Source organism: Leucobacter sp. Psy1, assembly GCF_020096995.1.
Classification (GTDB): domain Bacteria; phylum Actinomycetota; class Actinomycetes; order Actinomycetales; family Microbacteriaceae; genus Leucobacter.
Genome location: NZ_CP083692.1, coordinates 845,160 through 861,690 on the forward strand (window position 1 = coordinate 845,160; position 16,531 = coordinate 861,690).

Here is a 16,531-nt window from a genome sequence, read left to right on the forward strand (position 1 = left end):
GATTGTTGGACAGTACGAATTGTCCGATAATCCGTTCCAGTTTTCTCGAGGAGGAGTGCATCTGTGAAGAGCCAGGAAACCGTCGGTGGCGTCCACGACGAGGGCAAAGTGTGGGGTGGCCGTTTCACGAACGGACCCGATCCCGCGCTCGAACGCATCTCTCGCTCTCCGCGTCGCTACTTCGATCTGGTGCCCCAGGACATCCGCGGTTCCATCGCTCACCTGGGTGAACTCGAACGGTGCGGTCTCGTGACTCGCCAGGAGCGGATCCGGCTCGTCGACGCCCTCGAAGAGATCGGGGAGCGATTCGACGCAGGTGAGATCAGCCCGGCGCCGACTGATGAGGACGTTCACGGGTTCCTCGAGCGGCAGTTGATCGAACGGGTCGGCGCGCTCGGCGGGAAGGTGCGCGCCGGCCGGTCGCGCAACGACCAGACCGCGAACGACCTCCGGCTCTGGTTGCAAGACCGAACGGCCGAGATCGCGCGCGGTGTGGAGCAGCTCGTCGATGCGCTCATCACGCGATCGGAGGACGCCGGCGGTGCCATCGTCCCCGGGTTCACGCACCTGCAGCCGGCGCAGCCGGTGCTGTTCGGGCATCAGCTGCTCGCTCACGCGCAGGCTCTGGCGCGCGATCTCAAGCGGCTCGGAGCCGCGCGGGAGTCCGTGTCCCTCTCGCCGCTCGGCGCGGCAGCGCTGGCGGGCAGCTCATTCCACGGCGACCAGATCGCGATGGCGCACGAGCTCGGCTACCGGGACGTCGTCGGCAACTCGATCGACGCGGTCGGGGCCAGGGACCATGTCATCGACTTCCTCTACGCCGGGGCGTCGATCGGCACGAGCCTCTCCCGGCTGGCAGACGAGCTGATCCTCTGGGGCTCCCCGCAGTTCGGTTGGATCCGGCTGCACGACGCGTTCTCGACCGGCTCCTCGATCATGCCGCAGAAGAAGAATCCCGATATCCCGGAGTTGACCCGCGGGAAGGCGAGCCGGCTGCAGGCCAACCTGACGGGAATGCTCGGGGTCATGAAGTCGGTGCCCTTCTCGTACAATCGTGATTTCTCCGAGGATAAGCACTACGCGTTCGACACCGCCGACGTACTCGAAACGGTGCTTCCGGCGATGACCGGGTTCGTGCGATCGATGGCCTTCGTCCCTGAGCGGATGTCCGAGCAGGCGGCTGAGGGGTTCACTCTCGCGACCGAGCTCGCCGACTGGATCGCCGAGCAGGGCATCCCCTTCAGCGATGCGCACGATATTACTGGCCGCGCTGTCGTCGCCTGCGAAGAACGGGGCATCGGGATCGAGGATCTGAGCGCCGCTGACCTCGCCGAGATCGATCCGCGGATCACTCCCGACGTGCTGCCTCGCCTGACACTCGAGTCTGCGGTCATGCGGCGGGGAGGCGCCAATGGCACGGCGCCGTCTCGGCAGAACGATCAGCGCGCCAGGCTTCGGAGCGAGATCGCTGAGTACCTGGCGGTGTTCGTGACGAAGGAGGACCAGGGATGACCAGTACAGCTCTCTCGAACTATCGAGTCGTCAGGCTCAAGCACATCGGGCGGTATCTCGCCGCGGCCGTGACCGTCGCGATCCTCGCCTCGATCGTCATCGCGTTCGCTCGCGCTCAGATCGATTGGGCGACAGTCGGCGAGTTCTTCACTGCTCGGACGATCCTGACTGGGTTCGTGATCACGATCGTGCTGACGATCATCTCGATGGTCATCGGCATCGTGCTCGGCGTGCTCATTGCCGTCATGCGGCTCTCACACAATCCGGTGGTCTCGGGAATCGGATGGATCTACGTCTGGGTGTTCCGCGGAACCCCCGTCTACCTGCAGCTGCTGCTCTGGTTCAACATCGCGCTCATCTTCCCGATGATCGGGATCCCCGGCCTGGTCGAGGCGCGCACGGTCGATCTCGTGACTCCGATCGTCGCCGCGATCCTCGGACTCGGGCTCAACCAGGCCGCGTACACGTCGGAGGTCGTCCGAGCGGGCATCCTCTCGGTCGACGAGGGGCAGACCGAAGCATCGAAGGCACTCGGTATCAAGGGGACGCAGACGATGAGTACGATCGTCCTCCCGCAGGCCATGCGCGTGATTCTTCCGCCGGTCGGCAACGAGGTCATCGGCATGCTGAAGACGACGTCGCTGGCCTCGGCGATCGGTGCGAGCGAAATGCTGAATGAGGCGCAACACATCTATCTCGTCAACAACATGATCATGGAGCTGCTGCTCGTCACCGCCATCTGGTACCTCATCGCCGTGTCGGTGCTGTCGTCGATCCAGTACTACGTCGAGCGGTACTACGCCCGCGGCAGCACCACCGCCGCTCTGCCGCCGACGCCGTACCAGCGGGTCAAGAGTTTCTTCGGTACCCCAGGGAGGAAGTCGTGAACACGTCACCCGCGCTCGTCCAATTGCGAGACATCCACAAATCGTTCGGCCTCCACGAGGTGCTGAAGGGCATCGACCTCGATGTCCGGAAGGGCGAGGTGGTGTGCATCCTCGGCCCGTCGGGGTCCGGAAAGTCCACGCTCCTTCGCGCGATCAACTTCATTGAGCGACCCACGTCTGGGTTCGTGCACGTCGGTGAGGAGATCATCGGCTTTCGCCGCGATGCGAAGGATCCCGACCTGCTCCACGAGTTGCGCGAGGATCAGATCGCGACGCAGCGCGCCGCGATGGGCATGGTCTTCCAGCGCTTCAACCTGTTCCCGCACATGACGGTTATGCAGAACATCACCCATGCCCAGAGGCTCGTCAAGGGAGTGAAGCTCTCGGAAGCTCAGAAGGTCGCCCAGAGCCTGCTCGACCAGGTGGGGCTCGGCGATCGAGGGAACTCCTACCCGCGTCAGCTCTCCGGTGGTCAGCAGCAGCGAGTCGCCATCGCGCGGGCACTCGCGATGACACCCGAACTCATGCTGTTCGACGAGCCGACCTCCGCGCTTGACCCCGAGCTCGTCGACGATGTGCTCTCGGTCATGAAAGCGCTCGCGCAAGGCGGGCTGACCATGATCGTGGTGACGCACGAGATCGGGTTCGCCAAGGAGGTGGGTGACCGCGTGGTCTTCATGGACGACGGCGCGATCATCGAGCAGGGCACGCCAGCCGACGTCCTCGACAACCCCCAGCACGAGCGCACGCGCGCCTTCCTGTCGCGCGTGCTGTAACCCCCGGAAGAAGGAAAGAACACATGAAGCAGAAGATTCTCGGAGTCATCGCCGTCGGCGCCGTCCTCGCATTCACGGGCGGGTGCGCCAGTGCTGGGGGAGGGGAGACCGAAGATGGCGAGTTCTCGACGATCGTCGATGGCACTCTGACGGTCGGCCTGTCTCCGGATTTTCCACCCATGGAGTACATGGACGGAGAGACGCTCATCGGCAGCGACGTCGATCTGATCACCGCTGCGGCGGAGCGGATGGGCCTCGAGGTCGCGTTCGAGCATCAGAAGTTCGATCAGCTGATCAATTCGGTGCGCACGGATCGCGTCGACATCGTGATCTCCGGTATGTCCGACACCGTCGAGCGTCAGAAGACGTTGGACTTCATCGACTACTACTCCTCTACGGGGCGCTTCTACACGCTGCCCGACCAGGCGAGCGAGTTCGGAGCGGAGACGGACGTGTGCGGGGCTGCTGTGGCGGTCAGCACGAAGACGGACTACTTCCCGGCCCTTCAACGGTTCAGCGCGGATGTCTGCGAGGCGGCCGACCTGCCTCCCGTGAACATCGTCGGTGCCGACTCGGGCGCCGCCGCACGCCTGCAGCTGGACCAGGGGCGTGCCGAGCTCGCGGTGCAGGGAGCGGAGAACCTGGCCTACTTCGAGCAGCAGGAACCGGGGAAGTACGAGATCGTGCTCGACGTGCTGATCGACCAGCCCTTCGCCGCAGCGGTGAGAAAGGGCAATACGGAGCTCGCTGAAGCCGTTCGCGACGCGTTCCAGGAGCTCTACGACGATGGAACCACGGAAGAGATTCTGACCGAGTACGGGATCGAGCAGGGGCTGCGGGAGCCAGCGATCAACGAGGTCGGGAGTGAGTGACACCTCTCTGAAGACCCGGGCGGAGGAGTCTTCCGCCCGGGTCGTGCTCGCGTTCGACCTCGACGGGCCGACCGGCGCGGCCATGGTCGACGGCAGTATCTGGCGGCGCCCGGGCCACTTCACGCTCGGCGCGTACGGGCCGCATCGAGCGGTACCGCGCATCCTCGACGTGCTGCGTGATCGTGGCGTGCAGGCCACGTTCTTTACTCCAGCCTGGATCGTGCGCACCTGGCCGGAACTCTGCCGCCGAATCGTGGACGAGGGGCATGAACTGGCGGGTCATGGTGACCTGCACGAATCGTTCTACGGCCGCAGTCGTGACGCTCAGGCCGGCATTCTGCGTCGGAGCCAGGAGACGTTTCGTCAGACACTCGGGCAGGCGGCCCTCGGGTTCCGCGCCCCGTCGGGTGATATCACCCGGGACACCCTCGAACTGCTGGTGGAGCACGGATACACCTACTCCAGCTCCCTGCGCAGTGGCGATCACCCCTTCGTCCACTCGGGTGTCCCGCTCGTCGAAATTCCCGCGAAGTCGCTGTTCGACGACTATTCCGTATTCGCCTACCATCGGGCGCCGCACTTCCCGATCGGCCTCGATCGGATCGCCCCGTACGCCCCCGTCTTCCGGAGCTGGATGGACGAGGTCGACGCGGCCGCGGAGGAGGGGGTCACGGTGGCGACGATCTGGCATCCGAAGGTGATCGGGACGCCGGGCCGGACGGTGCTGCTCGATGATTTCATCGGCGGACTCGTCGAGCGGAGCGATATCGAGATCATGCGCGCCGACGAGGTCGCGGCGAGTGCCGAGGAAGGGAGCGTGCGATGAACTGGCCGAATCACGCCGCATACGCGTTCGTCGTGACTATCGACGTCGACGGGGACCTGCCGCTCCTGGCGAAGCACCCCGGAAACGTCGAACGCATGAAGTCGCGATCGGCCGGCCTCTACGGGCCCGAGGTTGGCGTTCCTCGACTCCTCAGAGTGATGTCGGACCTCGGTATCGTCGCGCACTGGTTCACGCCTGGTGAGATCGCGCGACGCTATCCGCGCATGATCCGCGAGGTGCACGAGAGCGGTCAGCGGATCGGCGTGCACGGCGACCGGCACCTCGATTTCGGTCGACTCGACTTCTCGGAGCAGGTGGAGGAGATAGTCGCGGGACGCGCGGCGATTCAGGAGATCATCGGCCAGGAGCCCCAGGGGTTCCGCACGCCGGCTGGGGAGTGGGCTCCAGGCTTTCCCGAAGCGATGGACCGTGCCGGGTTCACCTGGTCCTCATCTCTCGCCTCGGACGAGCTGCCGTTCCCGCTCACCGGGTCCGGTCTCATCGAGGTGCCGTTCCGCTACGAACTCGAGGACCAGCAGTACCTCGCGTACAACCTGGACCCGCCGTTCCCGCCTGGGTTGTCGCGAATCACTCCGCTGGAGTCGGTGGCCGACAACTGGTGGTGCGAGGTGCGCGGGGCCGAGCGGTTCGGAACCCTGGTGCATCTCCGGCTGAATGCTGAGGTCATGGGAACGCCAGGGCGGGCGCGCATGCTGCACCGATTCCTCGCGGAACTCGCGGGGCGCGGAACCGCCTGGTTCACCACGGGTGACGAAGTCGCCGCGCATTCCCGCAGTGCCGGAGCGGATCCCGACCATCCCTACGCGATGTTCATGAAGCTCGCCGCGGAGAACCGCTGATGTCTCGCGCGCGTCGACTGGGTGCGTGGGTGAGCGGTCTTGACCGTGCAGACATTCCTCCGGACCTGATCGAGAAGCTGCGGAACCACTTCCTCGACACCGTCGGTGCGGCGATCGTCGGGGACGGGCGAGAGCCCGTACGGATCGCCTCCCGCGTGTTCTCGGCACCGGGGGAGACCCCGCTGCTCATCGACGGCGCACCGCGGCACTTCGTCGATGCAGCGCGGGTGAACGCCGTCGCCGCGCACGCCGCGGAGATCGACGACACCGAGGGGTGCGACCATACGGGAGCCGTCGTCGTGCCGGTGCTGCTCGCCCTCTTGGAGGAGGTCAACTGCACGGGAGACGATCTGCTCGCCGCGATGGTTGCGGGCTACGAGGTGGGTCGACGCGTGCAGCAGGCGCTCGGCGGGTACGACGAGCACAACGGTGCCGGGTGGCACTCCACTGCTACGTGCGGCGTCTTCGCTGCTGCCGTTGCCGCGGCGCGGCTCATGCGTCTCGACGCTGCGCAGTGCAATGCCGCACTCGCTATCGCCGCGAGTTCGAGTGCTGGAAGCTGGGCATTCGCCGCCGACGGGTCGATGACTAAGCAGTTCCACGTCGCGGGGGCGGCGGGGAACGGTCTGCAGGCTGCACTGCTCGCTCGTGCCGGAGCGACCGGTCCTGAGGCCATCTTCGACGACATATGGGGTGGATACTTCGCAACCCACGGCACGCCGCGGAGCAATCCTGACGCGCTCGCCGCAGGACTCGGCACCGAATGGCACGCAGAGCACTCCGCGATCAAGATGTATGCAGCCTGCCGTAGCGCTCACCCCGCGATCGACGGCGTGGTCGACCTCCTCAATAGCGGCGGCCCCGGCATCGACGACGTACGGCGGGTCGTTATCGAAGTCTCTCCCTTTCTCCGGCCGATGATCTGCCCGGAGAACCCCGGCTCCGTCGAGGCGGCCCGGATGAGCCTGCCGATTTCTCTGGCTCTGCTGTTCATGGGATCGCAGCTGGACCCGGACGCGTACGCGGCGTTCGCCTCACCGCGGGTGGCGCGGATCACCGGTCGCATCCGCGTCGTCGAGACGGAGCGGCTCGACACCCGGCAGTCCGTTCGGGTGACGGTGCGCAGCGCCTCGCAGGAGTGGGTGGTCGAGCGCCGCTTCGCACGGGGCAGCGAGGGGGCGCCGTTCACCACGGAAGAGATTCGCGACAAGTTCTGGCGCCTCGTAGTGCCGCGCATCGGTGAGCGTCAGGCGCGTCGAGCGATCGCATACGTCGATGCGCTGGGCGCGGATCCGGTGCCCACTTTTCCGGCCCTCCGGGAAACCGAGCCCGCGCAGTGACCCGTTGGTTGCGGGTGCGATCCGACTCAGCCCTCCGGATCGTTGAACGTCTCAGTGTCCTCGTTCCAACCGGTCCAATCACCGAAATACAGCTTGCCGTCGTCCACCTCGACGCCGTCCCCGCCGATCTGAGGGGGATCGTTGGTTCCAGGAGCCTCGTGGGGTAGTGCATTGAGTGGGTCGTCCGCCAGCTCCTCGGAGTAGTCATTCTCCGCCTGGCTGACCGGTGCCTCAGCGATTCGGGGTGTCTCCGCGTCGGCCCGACCCTGCTCCTTCTTGCTTTCAGCATTGGGTGCATCGTTGTCGACAGACTGGGGGACTTCGGCGGGGCCGGCCGGCTCGGCGATCGGGGGAGGATCGAACAGGGGCTCGAGCGAGACCGTCACCGAGAATGAGGCGACGATGGTTGCCGACGTCGCGAGCGCCGGCACGAACTTCTCTTTCCACCCACGCGTCAGCGCGAGCAGCCCCGCCAGACTCAAGCCGACGGCCGTCGCTTGCTCGAGGAAGAGGCGGTAGCGCGACGGGCACGACTCGCACGTCTCCAGATGGCGCTCGGTGGCTTTCCGCGTTCGGGTGCCCCGCTTGCCCCAGCGGACCGTCCCGAAGTGTCGAACTGCCTTCGCGCAGTCGTGCGGAAGCGCTTCGACCGGGCGGTGCAGGCGCTCGATCCAAGCCTTACGCAGGCCCTCTCGTGCCCGCTTGAGCAGCACCGATGCGGCGTTCGGTGACAAACCCAGTTCCGAAGCGACATCCTGGACGGGGCGCTGCTCGACATCGACCGCGACAATGATCTCACGCCAGCGATCCGGTAGCTCCTGCAACGCGACCGCGGCCGCCCTCCGATCTTGCGCGTCGGTCAGTGCCTCGGCATGATCGGGTGCATCGTCGACCGCGAACTCTCCGAGGTCGTCGAGTGGACTGGTGCGGCGTTCCGCGTTCCAGTGCTTCACGAGTGCAGAATCGATCGTCTTGAAGAGATACCCTCGAAACGATGCGGTCGGCCCGCCGCCGGAGCGCAGTGCCTGGAAGACCAGGGTGAAGGCCTCGGCCGTCGCGTCTTCGCCGGCTCGGGGGTCCTTCTTCAGCGCCCACCCCCGTGCACTGGCGTGGTGGCGGTCCCAAAGCACAGCGAGCGGCCAGGTGGCACCATCGCGAACGACGCCGCAGAGCTCCTCGTCGCTGAGCGTGCGTCCGGGATCCGGCGTTTCCCGCGTCACGCGTCAGTCCGCTGTGCGCGGCGCGAGCGGGCTCGGGCAACACCGATATAGAGTCCGACGACCAGGAATGCGACGAGTCCCTGCAACGCCAGCACGGACTGGAATTCGCTGAGCGGGGATCCGGTGCGTAGATCGTCGATCCAGGCCGAGGCTGAGGTTCCCGACGGGGAGTCGATCGCGTTGGGGCCGGGTGCTCGCGCAGCTTCGGGTCGCCAGGTCGGCGCGGCAGCCCCCGCGCTGTCGCTCGCTGCCGACGGATCCGACGTGCGTGCGGGCCGTGCTCGATCCTGCTCTCTCAGGAGCGGTGATCCGATGGCCGGTGCCGAGTCGTGGCCGACGGTCGGACCTGTCGCCTTGGGCGCAGCGGGCACCGCTGTATTTTCGGTATGGCGTGCCGGCAGCTCGCGCTCGCGAATCCGTTCCGCTGCAGCGCGCTCCTCCTCCATATCGACCGCGGGCGGTCCATCGCGATCCGGCGGGGTCGGGAGGTACTGTTCGCCGCGCGGTCCGAACGGATTCGGAGTGGCGTGCGGGCCGATCAGCATGAGGGTGCCGCTCCACCCGTTGACGCTCGCGCCGACGGCGCGCGCCGAGACCTGTGCTTCGATCCCGCTTGACGCATCCGCGCCCAGGTCGGGAACGACCCCCGTGAACTTCACCGTCGTCGCCTGACCCGGATCGATTGTCCGCTCGAGCTGTCGGGCGTCCCAGGCCGTACCGGAGAGGGACACGTGCACATTTTCCCAGGGATACTCGCTCGTGTTCGCGAAGTAGACAAAGGTCTCCATTGGCTCACCAGGCGAGGCCAGACCGTCTTCGTTCACATCATCGACGCGCGTTTTCACTTCGGGTTCGACGCTCACGAACGTACTGTCGGGGAGCTCGAACGTCGTCTGGTCGTTCTCGACATTCGGATCCGGTTCGACCCCAGTGACTGTTGCGAACCAGAGCGGCGGCCAGGCTTCAGTTTCTCCCGCCGGCTCGAAGGAGAACAGATACGTTTGCGTGCCCCCGGCGGGGAGAGTACCGCCCTGGCAGGCGAACCCACCGTCGTCCCTCGCCACGCACTCCGGCCCCGCGGTCACGGTTCGGTCGGTGCCTGATTGCGGCGCGAAGACGAGCGTGTGCCCGGAGGAGATTCCGGGGCCCGCATTCCGGACGACGATCTCGACGGAAACCGGGGTCCCCGCACCGGTCCATCCGAGCATCGGGAGCACTTCCAGATCAGCGGTCGGAGCAGCCACCGGGCCGGTGTCGGCATCTGAGTCACCCTCAACCGCGGCATCCGAATCGGCACTTGCGTCGCCGCTGACGTTGGCACTTGCGTCGGCGCTGGCGTCAGTGCTGGCGTCGGCACTCGCTGCGGTCCCGGTTGCTGCGTCCGCGCTACCAGTGTCATCCGACGAATGGTCATCGTCGTCATGATCACCGTCGTGGTCGTGGTCGTGGTCGTGGTGATGATGTCCGTGCCTATTGGCGTTCTCGTCAAGCGCTTGCGGTGCAGCGAAACCCGGAGAGACCGGGGTGAGAGCGAAGAGCCCGAAGACGGCGACGCAGGCCCATAGAACCGTTCTTCTCATCTATCACCACGTGTTGTCGCTGCTCGAGCTCGGACGACCGACACGCGCGTCCGAACTCCCTCTCCCGGGAGTCAGCATAAACACATTTCACCTGTGAAAGAAACAGATGCCTATCGTCCGCTGAAAACTCCCTTGACCGGGCCGTTCATCACTATCTAGGAGTCAAAACACCCCAGTAGTTGAGCGTGTTCAGGCGAAGATATGACGCGGTTCAGAGGTCTTTATTTTCGTGGCCGTCACTACGACGCACGGGGGCCCGTGACCCGGCGCTTGCCGAACCACGGGCCCCCGTGCGGTGCGAACGGTCAGTTCACCTGAGCGCCCTTCCGGCGCGACTTCCAGATGAATGCCGTGCCGAGTGCGGCGAGCACCGCAGCGATACCGATCCACAGGAGCGATGCGGCACCGGTGTTGACGAGACCGCCGTCGGACTGGCCGCTCGTGTCGCCAGGCTCGCCGGGAGTACCCGGTGTGCCCGGCTCGTTCGGGGTGCCCGGCTCATCGGGCTCGATGGTGTTCGTCAGTGAGACCTCGGTATCGTCCGCCTGGCCGATCACGATCACCTCATCCGAGAACGCCGCCGAGACCCAGTGTGCGCCGTCGATGTCGACCGGAGTTTCCTCGGTGAGCCGCACTTCGGCCCCCGCGGGCAAGCCCGTCACGCTGGTGGGAGTGCCGTCGGCAGTCACCGTGATCTGACCCGATCCGGCTTCGAAGCCGACACCGGCGTCGTAGGCGTAGTCGACGACGAAGGTCTCGCCCGGGTCGACGAGGTCGGCGCCCGCACCGGCGATCGACTTCTGCACGGTGAACCCGCCCTCGCCGAGCGCGACCACGTTCTCGAGTGAGATGCCCGACACGGAGTCCTTCTCGATGACCGCGATGTTGCCCTCGGTGAAGGAGGCGGAGACCCAGTGGCCGTTCTTCGGGTCCTCAGGCGCGACCTCCGTGAGCGTCACCACGGCGCTGGCCGGGATGCCGTCGACCGAGGCCGTCTCGCCGTTCTTGACGGTGAGCGTGCCCTCACCGGCCGGGTACCACTCACCCTCGGGGTAGGAGTACTCGACCGTGAACTCGGTGTCGGCCGAGACGAGTTCTGCGCCGGAACCGGAGACCGCCTTCGTGACCGAGAAGCCACCGAGATCGCGTTCGATCGCGTTGGTCAGCTCGACCGCGAAGGTGGTCTGGTCGCCGATGGTGAACGTCGGATTGTCGAACTCGTACCCCGTCCACGTGCCGCCTGGCACCGCGACCGGTGCGGCTTCACTCAGTGTGACCTCGGTCCCGTAGGGGAGCGGGTCACTCGTGACCGTCTCACCATTGTTGAGCACGGTCAGCGTGCCCGATCCCGTTGCGGGGTCCGCTCCGAGGGCTTCGGGCAGCGTATAGGTGTAGTCCACCGTGAACGCCGCTTCCGGTGCGACGAGGTCTGCCCCGTCACCGCTGATCTGCTTCAGCACGGAGAAGTCGCCGTCGTTCCATGAGATCGGGTTGTCGAGGTCGATCGATACGACGGTGTCTTTCACCACTGTGAAGGTGCTCTCGCTGAAGTCGGGATCACCCCAGGTGCCGCCTTCGGGGTCCGCAATCTCGAGCTCGGTCAAGGTGATGGTCGCGCCCGCGGGGATTCCGTCGACCGTGCCCGTCTCACCGGCGCCGAACGAGATCTCGCCGTTGCCGGCGGGGAAGCCGTTGATCTCGGGGTATTCGTACGAGACCGTGAAGGTCGCGTCTTCGGGAACCAGACCGGCACCGTCGCCCGAAACGGACTTGGTGACGGAGAATCCGCCGGTGTCCTGGGTGATGGTGTTCGTCACCTGGGCCGTGACGGGCTCCTCGCTTTCACCGATCGTGAGTGTCGTCGGGTCGATGACGGGTTCGCCCCAGGTCGCACCGGGCACGTTCGGCAGGTTCGCCTCGGTGAGCGTCACCTCGGCGCCGACGGGCAGGTCGCCGCTGGAGACCACGTCGCCCGAGATTGGCAGCTCGAGTGTGCCACTGCCGCCGCTGAAGCCCTTTTCGGCATCGGCAGGATACGTGTAGTCGAGTGCGAAGGTGAGGTCGTCGGCGAGGGGAACGCCGTCCTCGTTCACCACCGACTTCTGGGCCGAAAACGATCCGGTCTGCAGCGTTGCCTCGTTGACGAGACGGATCTCGGTGAGTGCGCCGAGCGTGCCGTTGCCGCCCGGGGTGAATGTCACCGTCTCGACTGGCTCACCCGAGGCGTCGAGGAACACCGGGTCGGCCCAGTTGACGTTGGCGGGATCGGTGGGTTTGACCTCGGTGAGCTCGACGACCGTGCCGCGGAAGAACTCCGGGCTGGTGAATGTCTCTCCGGCCCGGACCGTGAACGAGCGTTCGGCGGGCTCCTGGCCCGGTTCAGCCACCGTGTAGTTCACGGTGAACTCAGGGTTCAGGGTGGTGTCGCCGGTGAGTTCCTTGGTGACTGCGAACCTGCCGTAGTTCGCGCTCATCACGTTGCCGCCGGAGGTGTAACGCGTCGCGCTGCCGGTGGTGGGGTTGGAGCTGTTGCCGTCGATGCTCCACTCGGCGGCATTGCGGAAGACTCGATCGCCATTGGGTTGAATCTCGCCACCCGTGAGTGCTTTCACCTTCCACTGGACGATGTAGAAGCTGCCGTCGACGCCGCGCTGCGCACCCTGCGCCGGCGGATCGATGTCATTGCGCCAGTCCGATCCGCGGCCCTCGCGCGAATCGAAAGTGGCGGTCAGATCGCCGTTGCTCCAGGCCACACCTGCGTCGCGCACCTGCCACCCGCTGACAGATTCCCGTCCCCAGCGGTCGTACTGCAGTGTGCTCGACTCGAGCACGCGGGGGTAGGTTCCATCGACGAGCAGTTCGTAGTCCTCTTCGTCCAGCAGATCCGTAACGGTGATCTCCTGCCCGGCGGGAATGCCGTTTTCGCCGGCGGGAACCTGGACGGTCCACTCGATCGTGTCGTCGGCCTTGTTGTACCACCCGTATTTACCGCCCCAGAGATCGGAGAACTCGCAGTTCTCGGTGCACCAGTTGTTGCTGGGGGTGACGGTGACCTCGCGTTCGATCTCGCCGAACACGAAGGTCTTCTCGACTTCCTCGCGGTTGTCGAGGCGGGTTTCGACGTTGATGAAGAAGCTCCCGGAGACCTCGTAGGGGTTCGCCTCGATGAACGCGTCGTCGACGGTGCAGGTGATCTCGGTCTCAGTGACGACGCACTCGCCGGCGACCTGATCATCCGGACCCATCATCGGGAAGGTGTCCGAGAGACCGTGCAGCTCTTCGGGCAGGGGGAGGCTGAGGGAGACCGGAGCGACCGCCTCGGCCGGGATGCTCCACTCGACCGTCAGGCGCTGTCGCGTCCAGTCCTCGATGGTGTCGTTCTCGAATGAGACGTCGTCGATGCGGACCTGGTTGTCCTCAGGCGCCGCGAGCGCGGCAGCGGGTGCCGCGATGATGCCGGTCAGGGCGAGGAGCCCGGCAAGTGCCGCCCCTGCCGCCCTCAGGCCGCTGCGACCCGTGGTCGCAGCCTGTCGTCTACGGAATATCAAGTTGTGCTCTCCTCTGTGTGAACCGTGCGAGTACGGCGGTGCGAGCTGCGATCGGTGCTGCTGTACCGCCACCAGAGAAGAAGAGGGAGGATGCTGCGAGATGTGACGCGGTTCCTCGCAGAGATTCTGAGGGTGGGGGCAAATGCAGCCTCTGGGCCCGACCCGGGAGTGAGGCGCTGCCGTAAGCTGTGGAACCTATCGACACGGTGACTCGAGGAAGAGGGTGCGGTGGTGGCGATCCAGCTCGCCGAGGCGGAGGCGTACCGCCCCGAACTCATCGGCTACTGCTACCGCTATTTCGGTTGCTATGCCGAGGCCGAGGATGCGGTGCAGGAGACGCTGGTGCGCGTCTGGCGAGACGAGGCGTTCGAAGGGCGATCCTCGCTGCGCACGTGGCTCTACCGGGTCGCGACGAACGTTTGCCTCGACATGCAGCGGGCACCGCAGCGCCGCTCGCTGCCGATGGATCTTTCCTCGCCCGGGCGGGTCCCGGGTGATCCTGATGCGCTCACGACGCTTCCGGAGTACCGATGGGTGGGGCCGATCGCCGACGCGCATATCGGTGTTGCGGGGGATCCATCGGAGCTCGTGGCGCAGCGGGACTCGGTGCGGTTGGCATTCGTCGCTGCGCTGCAGCTGCTGCCGCCCCGGCAGCGAGTCGTGTTGATCCTGCGCGACGTGCTGGCCTGGTCGGCGCAGGAATGCGCCGAGATGCTCGACGTCAGCGTCGCTTCGGTCAACTCGGCGCTGGCGCGTGCGCGTCGCACGGTGGAGAGTCACGATGCCACGACCGCATTGGCGGTGTCTGCTGAGTACGACGCGCAGTTGCTGGCAAGCTATGTGGCCGCTTTCGAGGCCTTCGACATCGACCGCCTGGTGAAACTGCTGGCCGAGGACGCGGCGTTCAGCATGCCGCCGTTCGAACTGTGGCTGCGCGGCAGCGACGAGATCGAGCGCTGGTGGCGCGGCCCCGGACAGATCTGCCGCAACTCCCGCGCGATCATCACCGGCGCGAACGGACAACCTGCCGTCGCCGTTTACCACGCCGTCGGCGACCGGAGGTGGGAGCCGTTCGCAATCCACGTGCTCGACACGGAGGGAGGGAAGATCCGGGCGATCACCCACTTCATGGGTGCCGACGTCTTCGCGGAGTTCGCGTTGCCCGCTGAGATCCGGGAACCAATCGAAGTATTTCCGGATCGGACCGATCAGTTTCGGCATCGACGCTCGTCTGTATAGGTGAATACCATTCACCATCACCGAAAGGCCGCATCATGACCCGCAAGATCACTGCGCACCTGTTCCATTCCCTCAACGATGTCGTCGAGCACCCCGACCGCTGGCAGTTCGACGGGTTCGGAGCCGAAGAAGGAGAGTTGATGGGGGAGATGCTCGCCTCGACGACCGACACGATTATCGGCCGCAAACTCTGGCAGGAGTGGTCGGAGTACTGGCCGCAGGCCGATGATCCGTTCGCCCAGTGGATCAACCCCGTGCGCAAGCACGTTCTCTCGTCGACGCTTTCCGCGGACCTGCCGTGGAACAGCGTCCTGGTCTCCGGCGATCCCGTCTCGTACATCCGAGAGCTGCGCGAGCAGGGCAAGGGCGACATCTCGGTCGCCGGAGGCATCGAGACGGTACGTTCGCTGTTCCTCGCGGGCCTTGTCGACGAGCTCACCCTCACCACCCACCCGGTGGTCGCGGCCGAGGGCCGCCGCCTCTTCGACGAGCATGCGCCGCTGACGCGGCTTCGCCTGCTGCGCGCCGTGCAGACCGAGGCGGGCAACGCGATCCTGACTTACACGCTGCGGCCGGGTTCAGAGGCCGACGGCGGCGACACCCCAGCGGAGTAGACGAACACCTCACCACCCCGGCCCGCACCGGGCCGACTGCACCAGAAGGAGACCCCATGTCATTTCAGGCATACCTCGACGCCGTCGAGACCAAGACCGGACTCACCCCGCGCGAACTCGTAGCGCTTGCCGCCGAACGCGGGTTCGGGCCAGGCACCAAAGCCGGCCCGATCCTCGAGTGGCTGAAGGATGAGTACGACCTCGGCCGCGGTCACGGCATGGCGATCGTGCACGTGATCACCAAGGGCCCTGGCATCAGCTCGAAGCACGTGGGATCGAGCGGATCGCACGCCGACGCCTCCGACACGCTATGGCTCGACGGGGCGGCCACCAATCCGGATCGCTGAGCGCGAGGTCGGCGGACCCCGACGGCGTAGACGCGCATTTGCTCGGAAATCGCGACTGATCCGCGATCCTTGACATCCTCGGCCGAAGGCGTATCCTGACTTAGGGTCAAGGTGACTATAAGTCAGGATGCGGAATCCTCGGAGAGGTGTGCGAGTGGTCGATTACGCGAGCATGAGCGCGAGTGAGCGGCGATACGCCCCGCCCGCCGTCGCGGTGTCCGCGGTTGCCTTCGCCCTGGGTGCCCCCGAGGGCGCGGAACTCGGTGATGCCGACGCCGACGCAGGCGAGGCGCTCGAGGGCACCCTCTGGTTACCGCTCGTCCGCCGCACCCGTGAACCGTTCGCCGGGGTGTGGGCGCTGCCGGGCGGGCCGATCCCGTGGGATGAGACGCTCGCCGAGAGCGCCGAGCGCACCCTCCGAGCAACGGTCGGCCGCAGCCCCGGCTACCTCGAGCAGCTGTACGCCTTCGGCGATGTCGAGCGATCGGGCAGGGGGCAGCGCCTCGTCACCATCGCCTATTGGGCACTCTACGGCGAGAACGACCTCGCGGCGCAGGCCGAGTTTCCGGCAGAGGTTGAGAATATCGCCTGGTTCTCGGCCGACCGACTGCCCGAGCTCGCCTTCGACCACGCCGACATCGTCGAGTACGCCCTGTGGCGCATGCGCATGAAGACGGAGTACGCCGCCGTCGCGCACCGCTTTCTCGGCGGCACTTTCACGCTCGCGCAGCTGCGCCGTGTGCACGAGGCGATCCTCGGCACCGAGGTCGACCCGGCGAACTTCCGCAGGCAGGCGCTGGCGCAGGGCCACCTCGTCGACACCGGCGAGGTCGAGACCGGCACCCGGCACCGGCCCGCGAAGCTGTACCGGTTCCGCGAGAACTGACCCGAACCCCACCCGAAGCACCCG

14 protein-coding genes are annotated in these 16,531 nt (G+C 66.1%); 11 read left to right on the forward strand and 3 right to left on the reverse strand.

Annotation, left to right across the window (positions count from 1 at the left end):
- Window positions 1-63: 63 nt before the first annotated feature.
- Genes argH through K8P10_RS03940 form a run of 7 tightly spaced genes read left to right on the forward strand, consistent with a single transcriptional unit; the run spans window position 64 to window position 7,073 of the window.
- Window positions 64-1,512, forward strand: coding sequence for an argininosuccinate lyase (argH, locus tag K8P10_RS03910; RefSeq protein WP_224780499.1), 1,449 nt, complete (start codon window positions 64-66; stop codon window positions 1,510-1,512).
- Window positions 1,509-2,399, forward strand: coding sequence for an amino acid ABC transporter permease (locus K8P10_RS03915; RefSeq protein WP_224780500.1), 891 nt, complete (start codon window positions 1,509-1,511; stop codon window positions 2,397-2,399). Before argH ends, K8P10_RS03915 begins: the two co-directional genes overlap by 4 nt.
- Window positions 2,396-3,175: an amino acid ABC transporter ATP-binding protein gene (locus tag K8P10_RS03920; protein ID WP_305069240.1), complete on the forward strand. Its 780-nt coding sequence runs from the start codon at window positions 2,396-2,398 to the stop codon at window positions 3,173-3,175. Before K8P10_RS03915 ends, K8P10_RS03920 begins: the two co-directional genes overlap by 4 nt.
- 23 nt (window positions 3,176-3,198) lie before the next feature.
- Window positions 3,199-4,047 (forward strand): ABC transporter substrate-binding protein, encoded by an 849-nt coding sequence (locus K8P10_RS03925; protein WP_224780501.1) that lies wholly within the window; start codon window positions 3,199-3,201, stop codon window positions 4,045-4,047.
- The gene (locus tag K8P10_RS03930; RefSeq protein WP_224780502.1) at window positions 4,040-4,873 is read left to right on the forward strand and encodes a polysaccharide deacetylase family protein; all 834 of its coding nucleotides are present in this window, start codon (window positions 4,040-4,042) and stop codon (window positions 4,871-4,873) included. The genes K8P10_RS03925 and K8P10_RS03930 overlap by 8 nt, the downstream gene beginning before the upstream one ends.
- Window positions 4,870-5,733: a polysaccharide deacetylase family protein gene (locus K8P10_RS03935; RefSeq protein WP_224780503.1), complete on the forward strand. Its 864-nt coding sequence runs from the start codon at window positions 4,870-4,872 to the stop codon at window positions 5,731-5,733. The genes K8P10_RS03930 and K8P10_RS03935 overlap by 4 nt, the downstream gene beginning before the upstream one ends.
- Window positions 5,733-7,073: an MmgE/PrpD family protein gene (locus K8P10_RS03940; RefSeq protein WP_224780504.1), complete on the forward strand. Its 1,341-nt coding sequence runs from the start codon at window positions 5,733-5,735 to the stop codon at window positions 7,071-7,073. The genes K8P10_RS03935 and K8P10_RS03940 overlap by 1 nt, the downstream gene beginning before the upstream one ends.
- 26 nt (window positions 7,074-7,099) lie before the next feature.
- Here the strand turns inward: K8P10_RS03940 and K8P10_RS03945 are convergent, their stop codons facing one another.
- From K8P10_RS03945 to K8P10_RS03955, 3 genes are all read right to left on the reverse strand, one after another.
- Window positions 7,100-8,293, reverse strand: coding sequence for an RNA polymerase sigma factor (locus K8P10_RS03945; protein ID WP_224780505.1), 1,194 nt, complete (start codon window positions 8,291-8,293; stop codon window positions 7,100-7,102).
- Window positions 8,290-9,873, reverse strand: coding sequence for a hypothetical protein (locus K8P10_RS03950; RefSeq protein ID WP_224780506.1), 1,584 nt, complete (start codon window positions 9,871-9,873; stop codon window positions 8,290-8,292). Before K8P10_RS03950 ends, K8P10_RS03945 begins: the two co-directional genes overlap by 4 nt.
- A gap of 305 nt (window positions 9,874-10,178) precedes the next feature.
- Complete coding sequence (locus tag K8P10_RS03955; RefSeq protein ID WP_224780507.1) at window positions 10,179-13,421, reverse strand: DUF5979 domain-containing protein; 3,243 nt, start codon at window positions 13,419-13,421, stop codon at window positions 10,179-10,181.
- A gap of 231 nt (window positions 13,422-13,652) precedes the next feature.
- On the opposite strand from K8P10_RS03955, the gene K8P10_RS03960 reads away from it, so the two are divergent.
- The 4 genes from K8P10_RS03960 (at window position 13,653) to K8P10_RS03975 (ending at window position 16,507) form a co-directional block, all read left to right on the forward strand.
- Window positions 13,653-14,660: a sigma-70 family RNA polymerase sigma factor gene (locus K8P10_RS03960; protein ID WP_224780508.1), complete on the forward strand. Its 1,008-nt coding sequence runs from the start codon at window positions 13,653-13,655 to the stop codon at window positions 14,658-14,660.
- A gap of 35 nt (window positions 14,661-14,695) precedes the next feature.
- The gene (locus K8P10_RS03965; protein ID WP_224780509.1) at window positions 14,696-15,274 is read left to right on the forward strand and encodes a dihydrofolate reductase family protein; all 579 of its coding nucleotides are present in this window, start codon (window positions 14,696-14,698) and stop codon (window positions 15,272-15,274) included.
- A gap of 56 nt (window positions 15,275-15,330) precedes the next feature.
- Complete coding sequence (locus K8P10_RS03970; protein ID WP_224780510.1) at window positions 15,331-15,621, forward strand: DUF4287 domain-containing protein; 291 nt, start codon at window positions 15,331-15,333, stop codon at window positions 15,619-15,621.
- Between the two features lie 172 nt (window positions 15,622-15,793).
- Window positions 15,794-16,507 carry an NUDIX domain-containing protein gene (locus K8P10_RS03975; RefSeq protein ID WP_224780511.1) on the forward strand — a complete coding sequence of 238 codons (714 nt, stop codon included), beginning with the start codon at window positions 15,794-15,796 and terminating at the stop codon, window positions 16,505-16,507.
- Window positions 16,508-16,531 lie beyond the last annotated feature (24 nt).

Bases quoted from the DNA above. Each gene is read 5' to 3' on its own strand.
- K8P10_RS03965 (WP_224780509.1), top strand. From the start codon at position 14,696: ATGACCCGCAAGATCACTGCGCACCTGTTCCATTCCCTCAACGATGTC.
- K8P10_RS03915 (WP_224780500.1), top strand. From the start codon at position 1,509: ATGACCAGTACAGCTCTCTCGAACTATCGAGTCGTCAGGCTCAAGCAC.
- K8P10_RS03975 (WP_224780511.1), top strand. From the start codon at position 15,794: ATGAGCGCGAGTGAGCGGCGATACGCCCCGCCCGCCGTCGCGGTGTCC.
- K8P10_RS03940 (WP_224780504.1), top strand. From the start codon at position 5,733: ATGTCTCGCGCGCGTCGACTGGGTGCGTGGGTGAGCGGTCTTGACCGT.
- K8P10_RS03935 (WP_224780503.1), top strand. From the start codon at position 4,870: ATGAACTGGCCGAATCACGCCGCATACGCGTTCGTCGTGACTATCGAC.
- K8P10_RS03950 (WP_224780506.1), bottom strand. From the start codon at position 9,873: ATGAGAAGAACGGTTCTATGGGCCTGCGTCGCCGTCTTCGGGCTCTTC.
- K8P10_RS03925 (WP_224780501.1), top strand. From the start codon at position 3,199: ATGAAGCAGAAGATTCTCGGAGTCATCGCCGTCGGCGCCGTCCTCGCA.
- K8P10_RS03970 (WP_224780510.1), top strand. From the start codon at position 15,331: ATGTCATTTCAGGCATACCTCGACGCCGTCGAGACCAAGACCGGACTC.